Below are 17,217 nucleotides of genomic sequence, written 5' to 3' on the forward strand. Positions count from 1 at the left end.
TACGCTCGCGCGGGTTCGACGACCAAGACCCACCCCGGCCGCAGTCGGCGGGGCAGCACCGCTATGAACGGGAGAGCGCGGTGCAGGACGACTTAGTGGCGGCCACGGCCCGGAGACCGTCTGACACATCACGACCACACTGGCGGCCTGGGCACGGACGAGACCCGGGATCGCCCGAGTGCGGCAGGAACAATGGACCGAGGACCGCAACCGCCGGGCCGACGTCGAGGTGCTGCTGGAGAACGGTACGAACATCCCGCTGGAGGCACAGCGCAAGCTGATGACCGACGACGGCTGGCGGCAGCGCCACCTCGACTACGTCCGCCAGGGCGTGGTGGACGTCTGGTTCTGGCGGCCGCGGGTGCACTTCCCGCACATTGTGCGCAGCGAGGGCCTGCCGGTGTGGTTCCACTCCGTCTCCAAGCGGGAGGCGGCAACGTCGCTCGGGCACCCGCACCGGCAGGTGGGCAAGTGGTGGAAGGCGCCGGACCTGTCGGTGTACGCCCACTGGCACTACGTCCTTGGCCAACCCAACCCCGCCCTACTCGCCTGGGGCCAGCTCGTCGCCTGTACCGAAAGCCGCACACGGCCCAGAGACGAGATCCACGTCACCACAAGGCTTCAGTACGACGCCCTCGTACTGCACCGCCTGCTCCACCAGAGCATCGACACGATCGCCCAGGTCCTCGGCCACGACGCCGGCAAGATCCGCTACCTCGTCGCACCGCGTCCGCTCGACTCCGGTCACCTTCTCGCTGGGTCCACCGGAGCCGGCGACCTCGGCGGTGAGCGTTCTCCGCGGTGATGCGGCGACGCAGGGTCGCGTCCGCGGCGTTCCTGAGGAGCGGCGAAGTTGCCCGTCGGGGCGCTCACACCGGGCGGGCGATGGCGCTGTCGATGATCGCGCACAGGGCTGAGAGGTCCCCGCGCTGGACGACTGTCCATGGGTCGTTGGCGAGGGTCTGCGGGATGCCCCGGACACGGTGGACCACGGCGAACAGTGCTACCCGCTGCTCCGCCCTGAGGGTAGAGGTCTCGGCCACGTCGTAGACGAGGCCGTCCAGCCGCGTGCGCGCCGACTCCGAGACACCGCCGTGCCCGTATCGGTCGGGATCGTCGCGGTCCTCCGGGTCCAGGCCGGCCAGGGCCTCCTCCACGGCATCGGCCAGCGGACCGCAGATCCAGGCCCCGTCCGGGAGAGGCAGCGCCCGCATCCACTCCCCCGCGCGCAGCCCGACGGCCGCGGCCTCCGTGAGGACCCTCAACCGGAAGTTCAAGCCGATGCTCTACGCCGAGGCCGCCATCCCGTACTTCTGGCGTCTTGAGTTCGCCCCCGCGCCCCGGCTCATCATCAGCGAGCTCGACAACGGCCGGTACGTCGAGATGACCACCGCGCTCGCCGGAGCGACCACCGGCTCGGTACCCCGTTCCCCTTCGACATCGACCCCGCCGGGCCCCGCCGAGCTCGCCCCGCCCGAGACCGCCCTCACCGACGACGAGGTGGACGGTGCGCTCGCGTTGCTGGACACGATGAGCGTCGACTCGATCGACGGTCTCCTGCGGCGCCTGGTCCGGGATGCCGAAGGCCGCGACGCCGAGCCGAGCGCTTGCGCCCTCGACGCGCAGAGCGTCAAGACCTCAGCCAACGTGCCCGCGGCTGGCCAGGGCATCGACGCAGGCATGAAGGTCGCAGGCCGCAAACGTCACATCGGCGTCGACACAGTCGGCCTCCTCCTGGCCGTGTTGGTCACCGCCGCCAGCGTTTCCGACAACGCCGGCGGCATCCATGTGCTGCGGACCTTCGGTTGGCTCATGCACCACCGCCGCCTCGCCTGCGACTACGAGACCCACCCTCGCCGCTCCGAAGCCATGATCAAGGTGGCGATGGTCGACCTCATAAGCCGCCGGCTCACTCACGAATCGACCCCGAACTGGCGCGACGCATGACCACTGGGCACGGCATCATCGCGAGCTCGCCAACACCTGCCGCAACACCACGAATCGCTGATCCACCAGGTCTACACACTCATGCAGAGCCGGAGCCGGTAGACCGGCACGCTCACGCATCACGGCAATCGCCTGCACATTCCGCCCAGCCGAAACGAGGCTGTCCACCTCCGCCTGCTCCTCAACCGAGAGCCGGTCCCACAGCGCATTCCCCATACCCGCATTGAACCTCACGGACCGCACTCAAGAGCGACCGCGATCCGCTTGAACCACCGCCTTGCCAAGCAGCCCTCGCAGGACGAAACGCCCTTAAGGCCTCGTCACCCGTACCTGCAGCGGCGGGGAGACCTGGTGGCAGATCTCGGTTCGAACCACCCCCGAGTCCCGACCCATCGCCCCTGATCTCGTACCGTCCCCCGCCCTGCCGGCCTCCGGCCCAGTCCGCGTCGGCGACATCGAGCTGCTCCTCGCCCACGCCGCCATGACGGCCGGCGCCGTCACCGCCACGCGCTACAGCACCCGCAAGCACCCTCCGGCGCTCAAGTACGGGGTGCACGCCGAGTTCAAGGACGAGACGGCCGCGTTCCTCAGGCTGCAGTGGGTGCTCCGGCCCGGTGAGGAGCGCCAGGACCATACCCGGGGCCTGCACCGCGACGAGGTGTAGGGCCGCATCGACCCGAACGAGAGCAGCGCGGTCCGCCCGGAGGGTACGCACTAGGATCGGCCTGGCTGCAGACCTGGAGCAGGTGGAGCGAGAGCACGTGGGGTGAGCGATGGCCGGCCGGGTCACGGCGGTGAGCCGCAACGAGACGTACGCGTTCAGCAAGCCCAATCGGGAGTCGATCACGCTGCTCGCCGGGCTCGGGGTCGAGGGGGACGTCCACGCGGGCGAGACGATCCGCCACCAGTTCCGCATGACGTACGAGCCGGACCTTCCCAACCTGCGTCAGGTCCATCTGATGCACGAGGAGCTCTTCGACGAGCTGGCTCTCAAGGGCTTCGACGTCTCCGCGGGCCAGCTCGGCGAGAACATCACCACCCGTGGCGTGGACCTGCTGGGCCTCCCCACTGGGGCGCTGCTCCATCTCGGGGAGCAGGCGGTGATCGAGGTGACGGGGCTGCGCAACCCCTGCGCGAAGATCAACGACTTCCGCGCGGGACTGCTCGGCCAGGTCTTCTCCCTCGACCCGGACACGGGCGAGTTCACCTTCAAGTCCGGCGTCATGGCGGTGGTCCGCCGCGGCGGGCCGGTCCGCCCGCACGATCCTGTACGGGTCGAGCTCCCGCCGCCCCCTCACCGCCCCCTGGAGCGCGTCTAGACGGCGTTGCCGATGACGACGTGCACAGTCGCGACGCCCCTGCTGACCAGGAGCCCTACTCGTGCCGTACGTCGTCGCCCCCCAATGCGCCCCCGGCGGCCCCCGTGTCACCGGCACCTGGGACAACGAGAACCCGGCCGATCGACGGTTCCGGACATGGCTAGGGCTCAACGACGTGCCAGGCGCCACCACGGTGATCAAACGGGATGAAGCCTGCACGGACGTCGGACCTACGACTCCGCGAGGTGCAAGTTCCCGTCGGCGGTGAACCAGGCACGCTCCCCGCCCAACACGTCTTTCATCATCCAGGCGAGCCGCTCTCGGCCGCCGACGGAGAGATCGAACGAGTCGGCGAGCTCTTCCCCGACCGTTGCAGAGATAGTGCACACCCTTGCCGCCGGTTGACCACTGACCAGCAAGACGGCAGGCGGATCGAACTGGCGTGTTACGCGATGCAACGGCGTGAGCGGCTCACTCATGGGAGCGATTCATCAGCCGACCTTCGACGTCCTTATCCGTCGGAGTACGCATCTCTAGGATGATGAAGCTGTAGGTCTCGGCGATTTTCCGAGAGCCTCGTTGGAAGCCAGTCACATGGACCATGACTCCAGTCCTCGGCAAACAGCCTCGATCCGCACCCGGTCGAACGCACAATGCGTTCGGCCGTGACGATTTCGTGGCTCCGGTCACCTGACAGGGGCATCTCGCCTACGCTCGCAAGTGCGCGGAGCCACCTCATGGCAGCTCGCGTGCCGGCACCGCCGCTTCCTTCCACGGCTGCGGCAGGTGCCGACCCACCCCCGCACCGGCCTCTCCGGCCGGCACGGGAGACTTCCTCACTCCTCCCTCAAGAGGCATCCCCCGGCTCGGGGGCGCCCTCGGCGGGGTGACCGGAGGTGACGATGACGAACACGCCCGCCGGATCCTCCATGAGCACCCCTTACGTCACCAGCGTCTTCAAGCGGCCCCGGGTGGTCTCCACCCGGGAGCCGTCGACACGTCCTCCCCGATCACCTCGGCGATGGCCCGGGCACGCATCTTCCTGCCGGACGTCGCCAGCAGGGTGACTGCCCTGCGCCGGGCCTCCTCCATGTCAACGGGCCCCGGCGTGCTGCGGTCCCAGCCCGTGACGACGGCTTCGACATCCTCTTCTTCGACTCCGGCGGCGCCGCTGTCCAGCCCCGCCCCATCAGCCCCGGGATCGACAGGCTCTTCCTCCGGCTCTGGGCAGGGGGCGGGATCCTCCGCGAAGAGCTGTTGCAAGATCGCACGAGCGTCAGCGACGCGCTGCAGGTTCGCCTCCACGCATCCTGGCGCCGACTGATCTCGGCGGACTCCTTGTCCAGGACCTCCGCCTCGGCGCGCAGAGCGCGCTCCTTCCGGTCGAGGATGCGCGCGACCGTGGTCGGGTGCCGCCCGAGAACGCCGAGGCCACGACCTCACTGCATGGATGACCCGCGCCCTCGGCCAGGTCCGCAACCGGTCCAGGGCTTCGCCACCCTTCTCCAGAACGACTAGGACGCCGTCGTCAACGGCCTCACACTGAACTGGAGCTCCGGCGCCGTCGAAGGTCAGGTCACACGCATCAAGTTGATCAAACGCCGGTCGGCCGAGCGTCCTTCGCGCTCCTGCGAACCCGCGTCCTCGCCCAGCCGCCGCCATGACGCGGGACAGTGCCGTGACCTGGGGGTTACCGGGCTGGATATGACATCCTGCTGTAGTGCTTCTGAGTGATCGAATGAGCAGCGTCGAGCTCTGTCCGTTGCGCTACCAATTCCCCGCCGCCCCCGGAAATCCATACGACGACAACTGGCTGGTCGTCGGCGGAAAGGTGACGACCCCCGAGGGCAGTTGGTCGTTTGATGACTCATGTCTGCTGACCGATGAAGCCCGTGAAGTGACCACCTGGCTGCGCGCGGTGGCGGCGGGGACAGTAGCCGTGGCCGGCCGGGATGCCGAAGGTGAACTGTCCCCGGACACCTGGTTCGTCGAGCCGGTGCTGGCCTTCAGTCTCGCCGATCGAAGCGAGGGCGGGGCTGTGATTCGCGTCCACCTGTCTTTGGAGGCTGAACCCCCATGGCAGCGGGGTGACGAGAGCACGGGCATTTACCAGTACGCCGTGGAGGTACGGGTGGACACGGACGCCCTGCTCCACGCGGCCGACCAATGGGATCTTGCTCTCGCGTCCTTCCCGCCCCGCTGATCGGCAGCGACAGCGGGCATCACGAAATATCCGCCACAGCCTTGAAATCGGCCAGGGCTGCTCGTCGCCTCACGTGCTCTGTCTTTCAACTGAGTGAGGAATTGGAGCCAGCGCTTCACAGGTGGGGAGCAGGGCCGCCCGTTTGTCGAGCGTGCGTATCGCGCCGAACAGCCCTGGCCGCCTTTCACGTTCCTGAGTACCACTCCGCTCGCGGCGCAGTGCTGCGGGGCTTCAGGCTGTGCGGTGCACGCCGACGAAGGACTTCAGGGCTTCCTGCGAGCACGGAAGGCCGAGTTCACGCAACCGGTCGGCGGACGAGCGGATGACCCAGGCATGCTGATGGCCGGCGAGATCGTCCAGCAGTTGCTGCTGCGCCACTGTCAGGTCGGTGTAGCGGGGTGCGGGGTGCGGAGCGGGGAAGAGTTGCTCGATGGCTTTGCGGGTGCGGGATCCGGAGCGGTCCCGGGCGATGCGGGGCAGGCATGCGTCGAGCGCCTCGCGCGCGGCGGCCGGCTCTGAGGTGGGCGGGAGCGCGTGGAGGGTGCGCTCGATGTGGCCGTGAAGGTCGCCTTCGAAGTAGTCGGTCACGTGCTCGAACGTGTTGTGGGCTGCGGCGGTGAGTTCCGTGACGGCCCTGCCGAGCAGGTCGGGGCCGACGGGCGCTTCGTCGAGGCCGGCGAGGCGGACGAGGGCGGTGGCCGCGGCCCACCGCATCAGCGGGTCTGCGGCATCCAGGTACGAGGTGATGTCCTCGACCGTGGAAGGGGGGCCGACGAGGCCGGCGGCGAGCAGCGCGGTGGCTGCGGTGACCGGGTCCTTCTCGTGTGCGGCAAGGGCCATGAGGCGGGGCAGGGAGGTGGCGGAGACTTCGGGAAACCAGGCCAGGAGGTAGGCGATCTGGGTCCGCAGACGGGCGTCATCGTCGTCGAGCAGGACAAGAAGGCCGGGGAGTTCGGCGAGGACCGCGTCGTATGACTGAAGCGCCGACCACCGGGAGTCGGGCGAGTTGCCGGCCGCCACCCAGTCCCGCACCTCCTGCAGTTGCGCGCGCTTGTCGGCATCCGTCTCGACGGCCAGCTGGTCCTCGTACCACGGCAAAAGTTCCGCCGGCCCGCACTCCGCTGCGGCCGCACGCCATCCGGCCACGTTGATACCGGTGGTCACGTCGTACTCGTCGTGCCAGTCGACAGCCAGGCGGGTGAGCAGCAGCATCGTGTCCTGGCGGGGGGCCGCAGGCCCCGCAACGGCGATCCTCGCGAGAAACGGCACGGCGACCGGAGAGGCCGAATACCGCGAGCCCTGATGAAAGATGCTGCCGAACAGGCTGATGAACGCCTGCTCCCGCGCCTCATCGTCACTCCCGCACAGGGCGCGTATATGCCCTGGAACGTCATCAGCGGAGGGTGTGGGGTGGGCGGCGGCCGAAGCCACCGTGAGACGGTCAGGCGGCGGACTGCCGGCCGTGGTTGTCGAGGTGGCAGCGGGCGGTCAGGCGTCAGGGTCGATTTCGGGGTGCGTGAACCGCACGGGCTTGCCCAGCGACCGGGCGTAGGCGATTTCGGCTCGGGTGCTGTCTCCGATGTAGTCGCCGACTACGAGCACCTCATCAGCGAGCCGGATCTTCGCCCGGTGCAGATCGTCGAGTCGAACCTTCAGAGCCTCGGCCTCGGCCTCGGCAGGATCGGACCAAAAGTCGTGCGGCGACTTCATGTCACAGCCCGGTTTGACGACAATCTTTCCAGCTTTGGTCTCCCGCAGATCGGCCTCGTTCATCTCGGTCATGAAGCGGGTGGAGCCGCAGATCACGACGATACGCGGGAGGCTCAACAGCTTCTTCGCGTCGGCGAGCTTCTCCTCGGGGGTGAGCAGATGCGGGTATGACACTGGTTCCTCCAGGTGGTGTGGTCCAAGGGGTGCCTGCGGGGACGAGAACGAGGGTGCCCAAGATCGTTTTGTGGCATCTAGGCCACCGTGCGGTTCAGCGGATGCCCTGAAATCCGGGTCCGAGACCACGCCGCCTGGACCGAGGACGGCGCGCAGGGCGCGGCTCCGACCCCCGCTCTGTCCCGGCCGGCGCCGGATCGGGTTCGACGGGCAGGCCGAAGCGGCGGCGGGCCGTGGACGTCGCGGCCGTCACCGCGGCCAGCACCTCGGCGACCTCCGGGTCGACCTGGGCGAGCGCGGCGGCCAAGGTGTCGATGGCGACCAGGGCGTCATCGACGGCCGCCATGCTTCAGCCGGAACCGGCTGCAGCGTCCGCGAGCTCGCACGCCGCCTCCGCCAGTTGATCCGCCTGCTTCTCGACACCGAGCCCGCCCGGTCCACCAGCCCCATGTCGACCACAACACCACGAACGGCCTCGGGGACACTCCCTTCTGGCCTGGCTGAGGTCCCAGGGGTCCCGGCACCGGCCCTGTCCAAGCCCCAGGCGCGGCGTCCTGATTGCAACGCTTCTCGTTCCTGAAAGTTCTGTGGCGCCGTCACTTCCCGTGCCACAGTGAATCGTGTGAGACCGGTCCCGTGCGGGCCGGGAGGCGCTGGATGTCTGGGGGACGAGTGGAATCTGGAACCGACAGGCCCGGCGACGGTCAGTTGTACCTGGTGCGGGATCTGGTGCGCTCGGTAGTGGCGTCCGTCGCGCCGGAGGAACTGCCGCTTGTGGAGGGGCTTCGCCGCTTCGACGACGCCACGGTGACACGGCGACTAGGCCGCAAGGGCGGGCGTCGCGAGCCGCTGGGGTTCGGAATCGGAGAGGTCGCCGCGCTGGTAACACCCGTCGTATGGCTGGTGCTCGACGGAGTGGCGCAGCACATGGTGGCCACGACGGTGACCCATACCTCCCAACGGGTGACGGGTGTGATGCGGCGGCTGTTGCGACGCCCGGCCTCGGTAGCAGCGGTCTCGGCACTGACGCGGGATCAGCTGGTCCAGGTTCGGGCACTCATCCTGGCCGCGGCCCAACAGCGTGGGCTCCCGGCTGAGCGGGCGGACGAGATCGCCGATGCGGTGGTGGCTCGGCTGGCCCTGTCCGACGAGTCGGATGCGCCCGCTCCGCCGGCGCCAGAGCCTCCGGCCGATCCGGGCTCGGCCACCGGGCAGGACTAGGTGTCTGCCGGGCTTGGACCCGAAGAGCGGCTTCGGATCAACGAGAAGGTCCTGGGCGCGGGAACGGGCCCCCGGTTCGTCGCTCTGTTGCTTCTGATGCTGACCGCCAGCGGGGCCATGATCCTGGAAGTATTCAGAGTCCTGGCCGACGGGGACGTGACCGGATGCACCCTCGCTGCAGGTGTGGACCCCGCTGACGGCAGTTTCTGGAACACGTCACTCAGCATCACTGGTCAGGGCATAGCGTTTCGGTCCTGCATGTCCACCTGGGCACCCGCGCCGCCGTGGTGGCAGCTGGCCTGCTGGCCCCTGCTGTTGATGGTCATGGCCTGGCTGCTTTTCGCCGTGCTGCCGCGGTGGAAGGCCCGCCGCAGCCGTGTCGTCCCGCTGGATTCAGTCGACCCAGGCGGTGCACTCCTCGCCCAACTCCGCGAGCTGTGCGCCGCGACGGATGTGGCTTCACCGCCCCGGGTGGTGATCGACCCCACGGCCACCTCCGTCAGCGCAGTGGTGTTCGGCCGCACCCGCCGTCCCGTCGTCTGTCTTCACGGCGGCCTGCTCGCCGTCCGCCGCAGCGATCCAAAACGGTTCCAGGCTGTGCTGCTGCACGAGCTCGCCCACATCGCCAACCGTGACATCACCTTGACCTACCTCACGGTAGCCCTGTGGCGGGTCTTCCTCGCGCTGGTACTGCTGCCGTATGTGCTCTGCTTAGGCTATGTGATGTATGGGGTCGTTGCGAACGGCGACATGCCGCGACTGGACCGGTCGGCGGCGTTGGCCGTCGTCATGGTCGTGCTGCTGTATCTCACCCGCTCCGACACCCTGCGCAGCCGGGAGATCTACGCCGACCTGACCGCAGCGCGCTGGGGCGCGGACCCGCACGGCTGGTCCGTCACCGCCACGCCGCACCGGAGTGCGGCGCGCGGCACTCTCGACTCGTTCCTCGAACTGTGGCGCACACACCCGCGTTGGGGCCTGCGTCAGGGAGCACTCGCTGACCCCGCGCCGCTGTTCCGTATCGCCGTCCTGCCTCTCTTCCTCCTCGGCACCGTGCCAGTCATGGCCGTACCCCAGGTGATCCGGCAGATCGCGCTGTATCACGTCAATTTCACCAACAACCTGATGGTGATCCTGGTCGTCATTCCTGGTGCGCTGGTAGCCGGTGTGATCGTGGTCGCCCTGTGGCGGGCGGTTGCGTATGCCCTGCTGACCGGTTCCCGAGTGCCTTCCGGGGGGTGGGCCGGGGGGTGGCTGGGGGCCGGGATGTCGGTCGGCCTGATCCTGAGCGGCTGGGGCGCGGGCTGGTCCTGGCTGCCGGAGCGACCGCTGGTCCTGCTCGTACCTGTGGCGGCGGGAGCAGCCTTCGGTTGGTGGGTCACGGAGTGCGCACGTCTGTGGATCGGAACCTCGCGCGGCCGGACTCTGCGCCCCGCGCTCGGCCTGTGTGCGGCTGTCTCCTCCCTCGCCATGATGGCGTGGCTCACGTGGTGGATGCTCGTCGGGGTCACAAGCCTGAACAGAGACAGTCCGAACGCCCGTATGGTTGCCCGCGACATCTTGCAATGGCTTCCCTCCGCAGATCCGACCGGGGACCTGAGCAGAGTTCCCGGCATCGCCGTGGTGTTCCCTCAGTTGAGCAGCATTGCGGAAACACCGATGTGCGCCCTCGTCATCACCTTCCTGTGGGTCCTGCCACTGCTCGCCTGGGCGAAGGGACCAGTAGCGGACAGTCCCGGTTGGGAGCCGACCCGGGCAGCTCTGAGGGAAGATCCTGTGGCCTCTTTGCGTAAAGTCCTACGACCCGGGTTGACGGGTGGGGCACTGGCGTGCCTGGCCGTCGTGGCCATCCAGACGTACGTCCACACCGGACAACCAGTACCGGAGGCGCGGGGCGGCCTCTACGCCCTGCGGTACACAGCACTCCTGCTGCTGGCACTATGCCTGCCGGCAACCATGGCCGCCGCCGTGGCGAGCACCGCAGACCGACGCTACCGCCTGCTAGGTGGCCTGATAGCCGGTCAGGTAGCAGCTCTGATGGGGCTCACCGCCATGGCCCTGCTCGTGTCCATTGACGGCTGCGTCACCCCCCTCAACGTCCTGTCGGACAGCTGCGCCTGGCGGCCGGCCTGGTGGCGGCCGTTGTTCCCGTTTACGTTCATTCTGAACAACGCTCTGGTCCTCTGCGCACTCACCGCCGTCATCACGGGTCTGGCCGCCGGCCTTCTCCGCCCTCGACGGCCACCGAACGCGCGCGTCACCAGTCATGTGGATGCGCGGACCCGAGGAACGCGCACTCAATTCCTCGCGGTGAGTCTGCTGTGCGCCGCGGCAGTCGCGGCCACCGCGACGGACGGAGCTGTCCGGAGGTACCAGCTCGGCCTCAGGACCAACGACGTCACATACCAACGCAGCCTGGTGCAGAACTGGGGGCTCCCGGGTCCGCCGCTGGCAGAAGCCACCCGCCTCAGGCAGATCCGGGCCTGGTACCGCCTCCGCGGCGACAAGCTCATCGACGCAGCGATCTGGTACGACCAGCAACTCACCGCCGCCCTCCGTGCGGCGAAGGACGACGAGGACCGGTGGGGCACGTTGTACCAGCTACTTCCGTCGGTCTGTAGCGACTGGGGGACGGCCGCCTGGTTCGAGACACTCTGGTTCCGCGTGCCCGCCGAACCGCACGTACGAGCCGACTGGCATCAGATGGCCACCTGGGCGGACACCGGAAGCCGCCGCTGCACCCAAGCACTGGACGCACGCGACCCCAAGGCCCTGCTGAACGCACTGAGCAACCTGCGCGCGGCCGCCTTCTGCGCCGAATCCGTCAACGCCGCGATCGACGGAATCCTGCGTGAAGGCGACTATCGGGGCACCTCCCGCCCGGCCGCTACGGGCCCCACGGCCGTCTGCAACCACACCGGCCAGGAGCCGGCTCCTGGAAGCTCGTATTGAAGGTGAGGCGGTCGACGATGGCCGCGCAGAGTCGCGGGTCGGTGAAGGTCTTGGTCCGACCGCCGAAGGACTCGTTGGAGGCGATGGCGCCGCTGTTCTTCTCCTCGCGTTCGGTCAGAACCTGGAAGAGGAGTTCGGCGCCGCGGCGGTCGAGTTCCATGTAGCCGAGCTCATCGATGTGGAGAAGATCAACGCGGCCGTAGCGGGCGATGGTCTTGTTGAGCTGCTTCTCGTCGGCGGCCTCGACCAGCTCGTTGACGAGCTTCGTGGCGAGGATGTAGCGGACCCGGTGGTCCTTCATCGCGGCCTCGGTTCCCAAGGCGACGGCCGCACCATCCCCAGCGACCTGTGGCAGTACCTGTGCTTCCTTGAGGCCTGGTGGGTCAGTCAGGCTCGCTGAACTCCACCAGACGCACAGTGGCGTCACGAGGTATCCGCCACACTTGAAGACAGCCTGGGCCGCTCCTCGCCCCATGCTTGGTCTTTGAACTGTGTGAGGGGGATGGGGAGTGAGGAGCGGTCCTTGATCACCAGAATGTAGGTTTTGGCCATGCCTAATGACTGGCGGATGGATCGGATCGGGGCTGCGCTGAGAGGCGAGAACCCAACCGTGTTGCGACGGTTGACGTCGGGGTTCGCGGTGATCGGGGATGTTCAGTTCCTGCCGGGCTACTCGGTTCTACTCGTGGACGAACCGGATGTGCAGCGGCTGTCGGGCCTGCCGAGGGCGAAGCGGCTGTCGTTCCTGTCTGACATGGACCAGCTTGGTGAAGCGGTCGAGCGTGCCTGCCGGCGGCTGGACCCGGCATTCCGCCGGGTCAACCTGGAGATCCTGGGGAACACGGACCCGTTCTTGCATGCGCATGTCTGGCCGCGGTTCGAGTGGGAGCCGGCCGAGGTGGTGGGGAAGCCTGTGTGGCTCTATCCGCGTGAACGGTGGAGTGACGAGCAGTTCAGGCTCGGTCCGCGGCACGGCGTACTGCGGGAAGCGATCTGCAGTGAGCTGGACCGACTGCGATCGGGGACCTGACTGCCGCGGGCCCGGTGATGGTGAGGGTCAGCCGCTGCTCGCTGGAGGCATCTGAGCGGCGCGGCGCTCGCGTGCGGCGGCGCCGTCGCGGAACTCGGCGAACTCGCCGGCCTGGTTGTTGTCGTAGGCGGCGAACACCTTGTACGCGCCCAGGCGGCGTACGTCGGCGGCGGGGACCCAGGTAGCGTAGGCTCCGCGGCCACCGCACCAGCCGGAGCAACTCTGCGGCCCCGACCAACAACCCATCGGCGTCGAGCTACAGCTGACGCACCGCTCGTGATCACCTGACGTCGGATAGCCCTCTGCGGATATCCGACGTGATCACCCGTCCGGCTACCGTTCCGCCCATGCCTTCCTTGTCTCTGGCGGAGGAGAAGTGGAACCGACGGAGATGTGCGGACACTTCTTGCTGTGGAGCTCCCCTTGAATGAACGTGTCCGGTCCGGTGATCGGGCGGCGTTCGCAGAGATCTTTGACAAGCATGCGCGCGTCGTCTATGCCCATGCCGTCCGGACGACGGGCGACTGGGCCCTCGCCGAAGACGTCATGTCACTCACTTTCTTGGAGGCCTGGCGGTTACGCGACAAGCTGCGCGAGGACGTCAGAAGCGTCCGGGCATGGCTGTTGGGCATCGCGACCAACGTCATGCGCAACACCGCCCGATCGGCCCGCCGGCATCGTGAAGCGATGTCCCGTCTGTCTCTCTCGGAGACGTCGCCCGACTTCTCGGACGAGGTGGTCAGGCAGATGGCCGACGCTCAGCGGTTGGCCGCCGCAGCCCGTGCGCTGCAACGGCTGAAGCGGACCGAGCGCGAGGTCTTCGCCTTGGTCGTCTGGTCCGATCTGGGATACGCGGCGGCCGCTGAGGCGCTGGGAATTCCGGTGGGCACCGTGCGCTCCCGCCTCTCACGCGCGAGAGAGAAGCTGCGCCGGCTTGTTGACGAGGAGTTGGCGGAGATCCGCGTGTTGTGGAACCGCAGACCGGCAGCGGACACATACCGGATAGCGAGGTGGCAGAAGGCCGCGCTTCCCACAGGAGGGGTACACGATGAATTCGGAGCAGCGCGAACAGGCAGAGCGCGAGCAGGCGAGCCATGTGCTGCCGCCGGCTGCCTACTCGGACCCGGCGCCTGGACGGACGGAAGCCCGCCGTCGGCATCTCATGAGCGAGATCGACCGACAGACGCGAGCCCGTTCCTCTCGGCGGCCGAGGCGACGCATGGTTCTGGTGTTGAGCGCGGCGATGGCCGCCGGCGCGACCGTCGTCGTTCTCAGCCTCGGCTCCGGAACCACTCCGCACAACGCGCCGCCGGCCTCGGCAGCATCGGTCCAGGTGCTGGAGAGGGCCGCCCTGGCTGCCCATGCGACGTCGCAGACGAAGGTGCTCGACGGGCAGTATGTGTACGTCAAGACGGTCGGCCACACGTCGGTACTGTCCGAGACCAAGGCCGGGCAGATGGAACTCCTGCGCCAGGACGAGGGCATGGAGCAGTGGACGTCGGTGGACGGCAGCGAGCCCACTCTGCAGCGCAAGGCCGGCAAGGACAGCCTGCTGCCAGATGCTCCTGCCAACCTGAACTCGCCGACGTACAACTTCCTGGCTGCCCTGCCGACCGATCCCCACGCCCTGTTGAAGCTCATCCGTGACGACGCCGAGAGAAACCATGGAGCCGGTTCGGACTCCACGACCGGCCCGGACCAGGAGGCCTTCGTCACGATCGGCGATCTGCTGCGCAACGGGGTGACTCCCCCCGCAACCGCTGCTGCGCTCTACCGCGCTGCCGCCCTCATCCCCGGAGTCGATGTCGCCCCCGCGGCCGTGGACGCCGCCGGGCGCAGCGGGGTTGCCGTCGCCCGAGTGCACGATGGCGAACGCACTGAGTGGATCTTCGACACGAGCACGGCCCGTCTTCTCGGCGAGCGCACGGTCCTCGTCAAGGACAGCGCCTGGGGCAAGACCGGCACCGTCGTCACCTCCGTCGCCCTCGTCAGCAGCGGCATCGTCACCGAGGTCGGACAGGTTCCGTAAGGACCTTCGCGTAGGGATACAGGGTTGGCAGAGACCGGACAAGATCGAACATTAGGACGATCGCGATCGAGAACTCGCCATCCCCGATCACGGTCACCTCCTTTACCCAGAGTTTGCTGTGGGATTCCTGTGAATCAGTCGCACAACCCACCACAGGAGACACAGCATGCGCCTTGGACGCATCCTCGTCCCGGGTGCCACCGCCTTCTGCGCCTTGATGCCAAGCGCGGCAACCGCAACCGCGGCACCGGAGCCCTCCACCTCGCCCGAGGTCGGATTTGCCACGCAGGCCAAGGAGACCCAGCTGCAGGAGCAGTTGGCCAAGACAAACCGGTTATCGCCACCTACAAGGGAAAGAAGATCGACCTGGCCAACGGCTGGCAGGGGGCCCAGGCCTGTTCCGAGACACCTAGCGGTGAGGTCTTCTGCTACGACACGGCCGAGCAGGCGGACCGGGCACTCGCCGGCATCGCCCCGACCGTCGCGAAGGGCGACAGAAGCGCTGGAGCGTCGGCGAAGGAGAGCGGACAGCTCGGTCCCACCGCGTCCGGCGACTGCAGCTACGGGTGGGTGTGCCTGTGGGAGAACTCCGACTACACCGGGCGCCGGCTTCAGTCGTCACTACTGGACCGGCGGGACCTGGAACGACAAAGCCGACTACATAGAGATGTGACCGACGGGAAGAACCTCGCGCTGGCGTCGTCCTATCCGCCGGCGTCCTGAGCAGGCACATGCAGGACACCGGCGACAGCGTGCGGCGAGCCCGAGACGCAAGCGCGTGATACTCGGCGGTGAGCACCATGCGCCGCCGGCACGGACCTGTCGCCTTTGACGACGATCAGGCGGTGCGTGCCGTCCGTGGCCGTACGGCTGTCGAGCGGGCTGCCGAGGAGGCGGCCCGCTCGACAGGTACCCGTATGCCGACCCCGGGCAACTGACCCTCGATCATCGCCCGGCCCTGGGCCCCGGTTCAGCAGGTGGGTCCTGGACCACCACGTCGGTGTGGGCGTCACTGTGCTCGGTCTCATCACTACGGGTACAGGGCTCCTGTTGAGGTTCCAGCTGGAGCTGGTGATCGAGCTCGCGGAGCAGTGCGCGCCGACGTTCACCATCCGGTCCACGCCATCGACCTGGACCGCAGCAGACTCTCGTGGGCACTCAGGTTCGTGGCCGTGTACGGATTTCCGTCTGTGTCAGCAGGCCGAGCACGGCGCGGGCCGCCGGGCGGTCCGGTTCAGCGCAGCACCTCCAGCTCCGGCCAGTCGTCGCCGGGCCGGTCGAGGAAGCCGGTGGGCCGCCCCGTCAGGTACCGCCCGAAGAAGGCGGCGACGGCGGTGCGCTGGGCGGCCAGGGAGCGCCGGGGGTCGACGGTGCCGATGAGTCCGGCCGCGTCGGGGACCGGGATGCGGCGGACGAGCTGGGGCAGGAGGACCTGGAGGTCGGTGTACGAGCCGTGGGCGGCGTTCCGCAGCCGCAGGGCGTGCCGGGGGCCGGTGGACGCCGCCCAGCAGGAGGCCCAGCTCGGTTCGGTGCGCAGGGTCTTCGTACCGGAGGCCATCAGCAGGAAGGGCTTGGCGAGGCCGCTGTCGGCGACGGGTCCGAGGAGGGCGCCGTCGAGGTTGGCCGCCGCGCGGACGCGGGGCTCGTCGTGGGCGAGCTGGGCGGCGACGGAGCCGCCGAGGGACTGCCCGAGCACGCCGGTCCTGGCGGGGTCGGCGGCTTCGGCGAGCCCGTCCGGGAGCGGGTCGGTGCCGGTGTCGGGGCGGTGCCCGCGGGCGAGCCGGTCGAGTGCGCCGAGGACGAAGCGGGCGTCGGCGAGGCGAGCCCGGGAGTGCCCGGCGAGGAGGGCGGCGATGACCTCCGGGGTGAGGTCGTCGGGGAGCGGGAGGGCGCGTTCGACCCGGCCGCCGGGGAACTCGACCTGTTCGGCCTCGTATGTGGAGTCGAGGGCGACGACGAGGTTGCCGCGGCTTGCCAGCTCCTCAACGAGGGTGGTGCCGAGGGCGCGCGAGCCGCCGTCGCCGGAGGAGAACAGCACCACGGGCAGCCGGCCGGCGCGGCGGGCGACGGGCGCGCAGGTGCGGGCGTGGGTCCTGATCCCCCGCCAGTCGGCGACGCCGGCGGGGACGCCGAGGGCTGGTGCGGATTGCGCGTCCCAGTCGGCCGCCGCGGCCTGGGGCAGCCAGGGGGCCGTCGGGTGCCCGGCGCCGGGTTCCGCCGGGTACCAGAGGCCGGCCATGAGCTCCCGGTAGGGCTTGGCGGGGAGGAGGGGGTCGGGGCGGCTGTGGTCGACCAGGTGCAGCGCGACGGTGCCGACGGGCCAGGGCCCGGTGGGCGCGGGCAGGTGCAGCGGGACGGGGGTGCCGGGGGCGGGCGTGGGGCCGTGTCCCCCGGCCGGGGCGGCGGGGCGGCTTCCCGGGGCGGGGGCCGCCGTGCGGTGTCCGGGGGCGGGGGCGGCGGCCACGGTGGCGAGCGCGGCGGCGCCGAGCGTGCCGAGCAGGGCGCGGCGGGTCGGGGGCATGGGCGGGCTCCTCGGGCGGTACGGCTGCGGGGTCGTTACCAGGGTTCCGCCGCCGGGGGGTGCGGAGCGCCCTGCCGGGGGACGATCCCGCGGGTGGGCGCGGGTCGCCCC

At 69.0% G+C, this 17,217-nt stretch carries 17 protein-coding genes and 3 pseudogenes; 11 read left to right on the forward strand and 9 right to left on the reverse strand.

Translation table 11 applies throughout. From position 1 onward, the window contains the following. Positions 1-178 precede the first annotated feature (178 nt). Entirely contained in the window at positions 179-805 is a 627-nt protein-coding gene (locus ACZ6K0_RS08620; protein WP_469234325.1) for a hypothetical protein, read from the forward strand. A 64-nt stretch (positions 806-869) separates the two neighbouring features. On the opposite strand, the gene ACZ6K0_RS08625 is transcribed toward ACZ6K0_RS08620, so the two are convergent. Next, positions 870-1,277: a hypothetical protein gene (locus ACZ6K0_RS08625; protein WP_469234324.1), complete on the reverse strand. Its 408-nt coding sequence runs from the start codon at positions 1,275-1,277 to the stop codon at positions 870-872. A 262-nt stretch (positions 1,278-1,539) separates the two neighbouring features. Here ACZ6K0_RS08625 and ACZ6K0_RS08630 point away from each other — a divergent pair. The 3 genes and pseudogenes from ACZ6K0_RS08630 to ACZ6K0_RS08640 form a co-directional block, all read left to right on the forward strand. Continuing rightward, positions 1,540-1,947 (forward strand): annotated as a pseudogene (locus ACZ6K0_RS08630) (transposase); the annotation flags it as partial. A gap of 481 nt (positions 1,948-2,428) precedes the next feature. Next, positions 2,429-2,611, forward strand: a complete 183-nt coding sequence (locus ACZ6K0_RS08635) for a hypothetical protein (RefSeq protein WP_376413168.1) — start codon at positions 2,429-2,431, stop codon at positions 2,609-2,611. 109 nt (positions 2,612-2,720) lie between these two features. Next, positions 2,721-3,266: an MOSC domain-containing protein gene (locus ACZ6K0_RS08640; protein WP_469234322.1), complete on the forward strand. Its 546-nt coding sequence runs from the start codon at positions 2,721-2,723 to the stop codon at positions 3,264-3,266. Positions 3,267-3,496: 230 nt separating this feature from the next. On the opposite strand, the gene ACZ6K0_RS08645 is transcribed toward ACZ6K0_RS08640, so the two are convergent. Together ACZ6K0_RS08645 and ACZ6K0_RS08650 are read right to left on the reverse strand one after the other, a co-directional pair. Beyond that, on the reverse strand, positions 3,497-3,745 hold the full coding sequence (locus ACZ6K0_RS08645; protein WP_469234321.1) for a hypothetical protein: 249 nt from the start codon (positions 3,743-3,745) through the stop codon (positions 3,497-3,499). A gap of 478 nt (positions 3,746-4,223) precedes the next feature. Continuing rightward, entirely contained in the window at positions 4,224-4,571 is a 348-nt protein-coding gene (locus ACZ6K0_RS08650; RefSeq protein ID WP_469234320.1) for a hypothetical protein, read from the reverse strand. A 415-nt stretch (positions 4,572-4,986) separates the two neighbouring features. Between ACZ6K0_RS08650 and ACZ6K0_RS08655 the strand changes: the two genes are divergently transcribed. Continuing rightward, the gene (locus ACZ6K0_RS08655) at positions 4,987-5,469 is read left to right on the forward strand and encodes a WapI family immunity protein (protein ID WP_469234318.1); all 483 of its coding nucleotides are present in this window, start codon (positions 4,987-4,989) and stop codon (positions 5,467-5,469) included. Positions 5,470-5,700: 231 nt separating this feature from the next. Here the strand turns inward: ACZ6K0_RS08655 and ACZ6K0_RS08660 are convergent, their stop codons facing one another. The 3 genes from ACZ6K0_RS08660 to ACZ6K0_RS08670 form a co-directional block, all read right to left on the reverse strand. Then, positions 5,701-6,900 carry a HEAT repeat domain-containing protein gene (locus tag ACZ6K0_RS08660; RefSeq protein WP_469234316.1) on the reverse strand — a complete coding sequence of 400 codons (1,200 nt, stop codon included), beginning with the start codon at positions 6,898-6,900 and terminating at the stop codon, positions 5,701-5,703. A 57-nt stretch (positions 6,901-6,957) separates the two neighbouring features. Next, positions 6,958-7,353, reverse strand: a complete 396-nt coding sequence (locus ACZ6K0_RS08665) for a hypothetical protein (protein ID WP_469234314.1) — start codon at positions 7,351-7,353, stop codon at positions 6,958-6,960. 94 nt (positions 7,354-7,447) lie between these two features. Continuing rightward, positions 7,448-7,699, reverse strand: coding sequence for a hypothetical protein (locus tag ACZ6K0_RS08670; RefSeq protein ID WP_469234312.1), 252 nt, complete (start codon positions 7,697-7,699; stop codon positions 7,448-7,450). Between the two features lie 326 nt (positions 7,700-8,025). On the opposite strand from ACZ6K0_RS08670, the gene ACZ6K0_RS08675 reads away from it, so the two are divergent. After that, positions 8,026-8,574, forward strand: coding sequence for a hypothetical protein (locus ACZ6K0_RS08675; RefSeq protein ID WP_376413142.1), 549 nt, complete (start codon positions 8,026-8,028; stop codon positions 8,572-8,574). A 324-nt stretch (positions 8,575-8,898) separates the two neighbouring features. Further along, entirely contained in the window at positions 8,899-11,526 is a 2,628-nt protein-coding gene (locus ACZ6K0_RS08680) for a M48 family metallopeptidase (RefSeq protein WP_469575987.1), read from the forward strand. On the opposite strand, the pseudogene ACZ6K0_RS08685 reads toward ACZ6K0_RS08680, so the two are convergent. After that, a pseudogene (locus ACZ6K0_RS08685) lies at positions 11,507-11,851 on the reverse strand (ATP-binding protein); the annotation flags it as partial. The gene ACZ6K0_RS08680 and the pseudogene ACZ6K0_RS08685 overlap by 20 nt on opposite strands. 225 nt (positions 11,852-12,076) lie before the next feature. Between ACZ6K0_RS08685 and ACZ6K0_RS08690 the strand changes: the two are divergent. After that, positions 12,077-12,556: a diadenosine tetraphosphate hydrolase gene (locus ACZ6K0_RS08690; protein ID WP_469234308.1), complete on the forward strand. Its 480-nt coding sequence runs from the start codon at positions 12,077-12,079 to the stop codon at positions 12,554-12,556. A 27-nt stretch (positions 12,557-12,583) separates the two neighbouring features. Here ACZ6K0_RS08690 and ACZ6K0_RS08695 read toward each other — a convergent pair whose 3' ends face one another. Beyond that, the gene (locus ACZ6K0_RS08695) at positions 12,584-12,802 is read right to left on the reverse strand and encodes a hypothetical protein (RefSeq protein WP_376413133.1); all 219 of its coding nucleotides are present in this window, start codon (positions 12,800-12,802) and stop codon (positions 12,584-12,586) included. 165 nt (positions 12,803-12,967) lie between these two features. Between ACZ6K0_RS08695 and ACZ6K0_RS08700 the strand changes: the two are divergent. From ACZ6K0_RS08700 to ACZ6K0_RS08710, 3 genes and pseudogenes are all read left to right on the forward strand, one after another. Then, positions 12,968-13,429, forward strand: a pseudogene (locus tag ACZ6K0_RS08700) (RNA polymerase sigma factor); the annotation flags it as partial. A gap of 175 nt (positions 13,430-13,604) precedes the next feature. Next, positions 13,605-14,585: a CU044_5270 family protein gene (locus tag ACZ6K0_RS08705; protein ID WP_376413130.1), complete on the forward strand. Its 981-nt coding sequence runs from the start codon at positions 13,605-13,607 to the stop codon at positions 14,583-14,585. A gap of 129 nt (positions 14,586-14,714) precedes the next feature. Further along, complete coding sequence (locus ACZ6K0_RS08710) at positions 14,715-15,308, forward strand: peptidase inhibitor family I36 protein (RefSeq protein WP_469234305.1); 594 nt, start codon at positions 14,715-14,717, stop codon at positions 15,306-15,308. A 511-nt stretch (positions 15,309-15,819) separates the two neighbouring features. Here ACZ6K0_RS08710 and ACZ6K0_RS08715 read toward each other — a convergent pair. After that, on the reverse strand, positions 15,820-17,106 hold the full coding sequence (locus ACZ6K0_RS08715) for an alpha/beta hydrolase family protein (protein ID WP_469234303.1): 1,287 nt from the start codon (positions 17,104-17,106) through the stop codon (positions 15,820-15,822). Positions 17,107-17,217 lie beyond the last annotated feature (111 nt).

Source organism: Streptomyces sp. NPDC042346 (assembly GCF_055581845.1).

What these genes read in the sequence shown, in the direction of transcription:
- ACZ6K0_RS08635 (WP_376413168.1), top strand. Translation starts at nt 2,429, where the DNA reads ATGACGGCCGGCGCCGTCACCGCCACGCGCTACAGCACCCGCAAGCAC.
- ACZ6K0_RS08640 (WP_469234322.1), top strand. Translation starts at nt 2,721, where the DNA reads ATGGCCGGCCGGGTCACGGCGGTGAGCCGCAACGAGACGTACGCGTTC.
- ACZ6K0_RS08645 (WP_469234321.1), bottom strand. Translation starts at nt 3,745, where the DNA reads ATGAGTGAGCCGCTCACGCCGTTGCATCGCGTAACACGCCAGTTCGAT.
- ACZ6K0_RS08670 (WP_469234312.1), bottom strand. Translation starts at nt 7,699, where the DNA reads ATGGCGGCCGTCGATGACGCCCTGGTCGCCATCGACACCTTGGCCGCC.
- ACZ6K0_RS08680 (WP_469575987.1), top strand. Translation starts at nt 8,899, where the DNA reads ATGGCCTGGCTGCTTTTCGCCGTGCTGCCGCGGTGGAAGGCCCGCCGC.
- ACZ6K0_RS08690 (WP_469234308.1), top strand. Translation starts at nt 12,077, where the DNA reads ATGCCTAATGACTGGCGGATGGATCGGATCGGGGCTGCGCTGAGAGGC.
- ACZ6K0_RS08695 (WP_376413133.1), bottom strand. Translation starts at nt 12,802, where the DNA reads ATGGGTTGTTGGTCGGGGCCGCAGAGTTGCTCCGGCTGGTGCGGTGGC.
- ACZ6K0_RS08705 (WP_376413130.1), top strand. Translation starts at nt 13,605, where the DNA reads ATGAATTCGGAGCAGCGCGAACAGGCAGAGCGCGAGCAGGCGAGCCAT.
- ACZ6K0_RS08715 (WP_469234303.1), bottom strand. Translation starts at nt 17,106, where the DNA reads ATGCCCCCGACCCGCCGCGCCCTGCTCGGCACGCTCGGCGCCGCCGCG.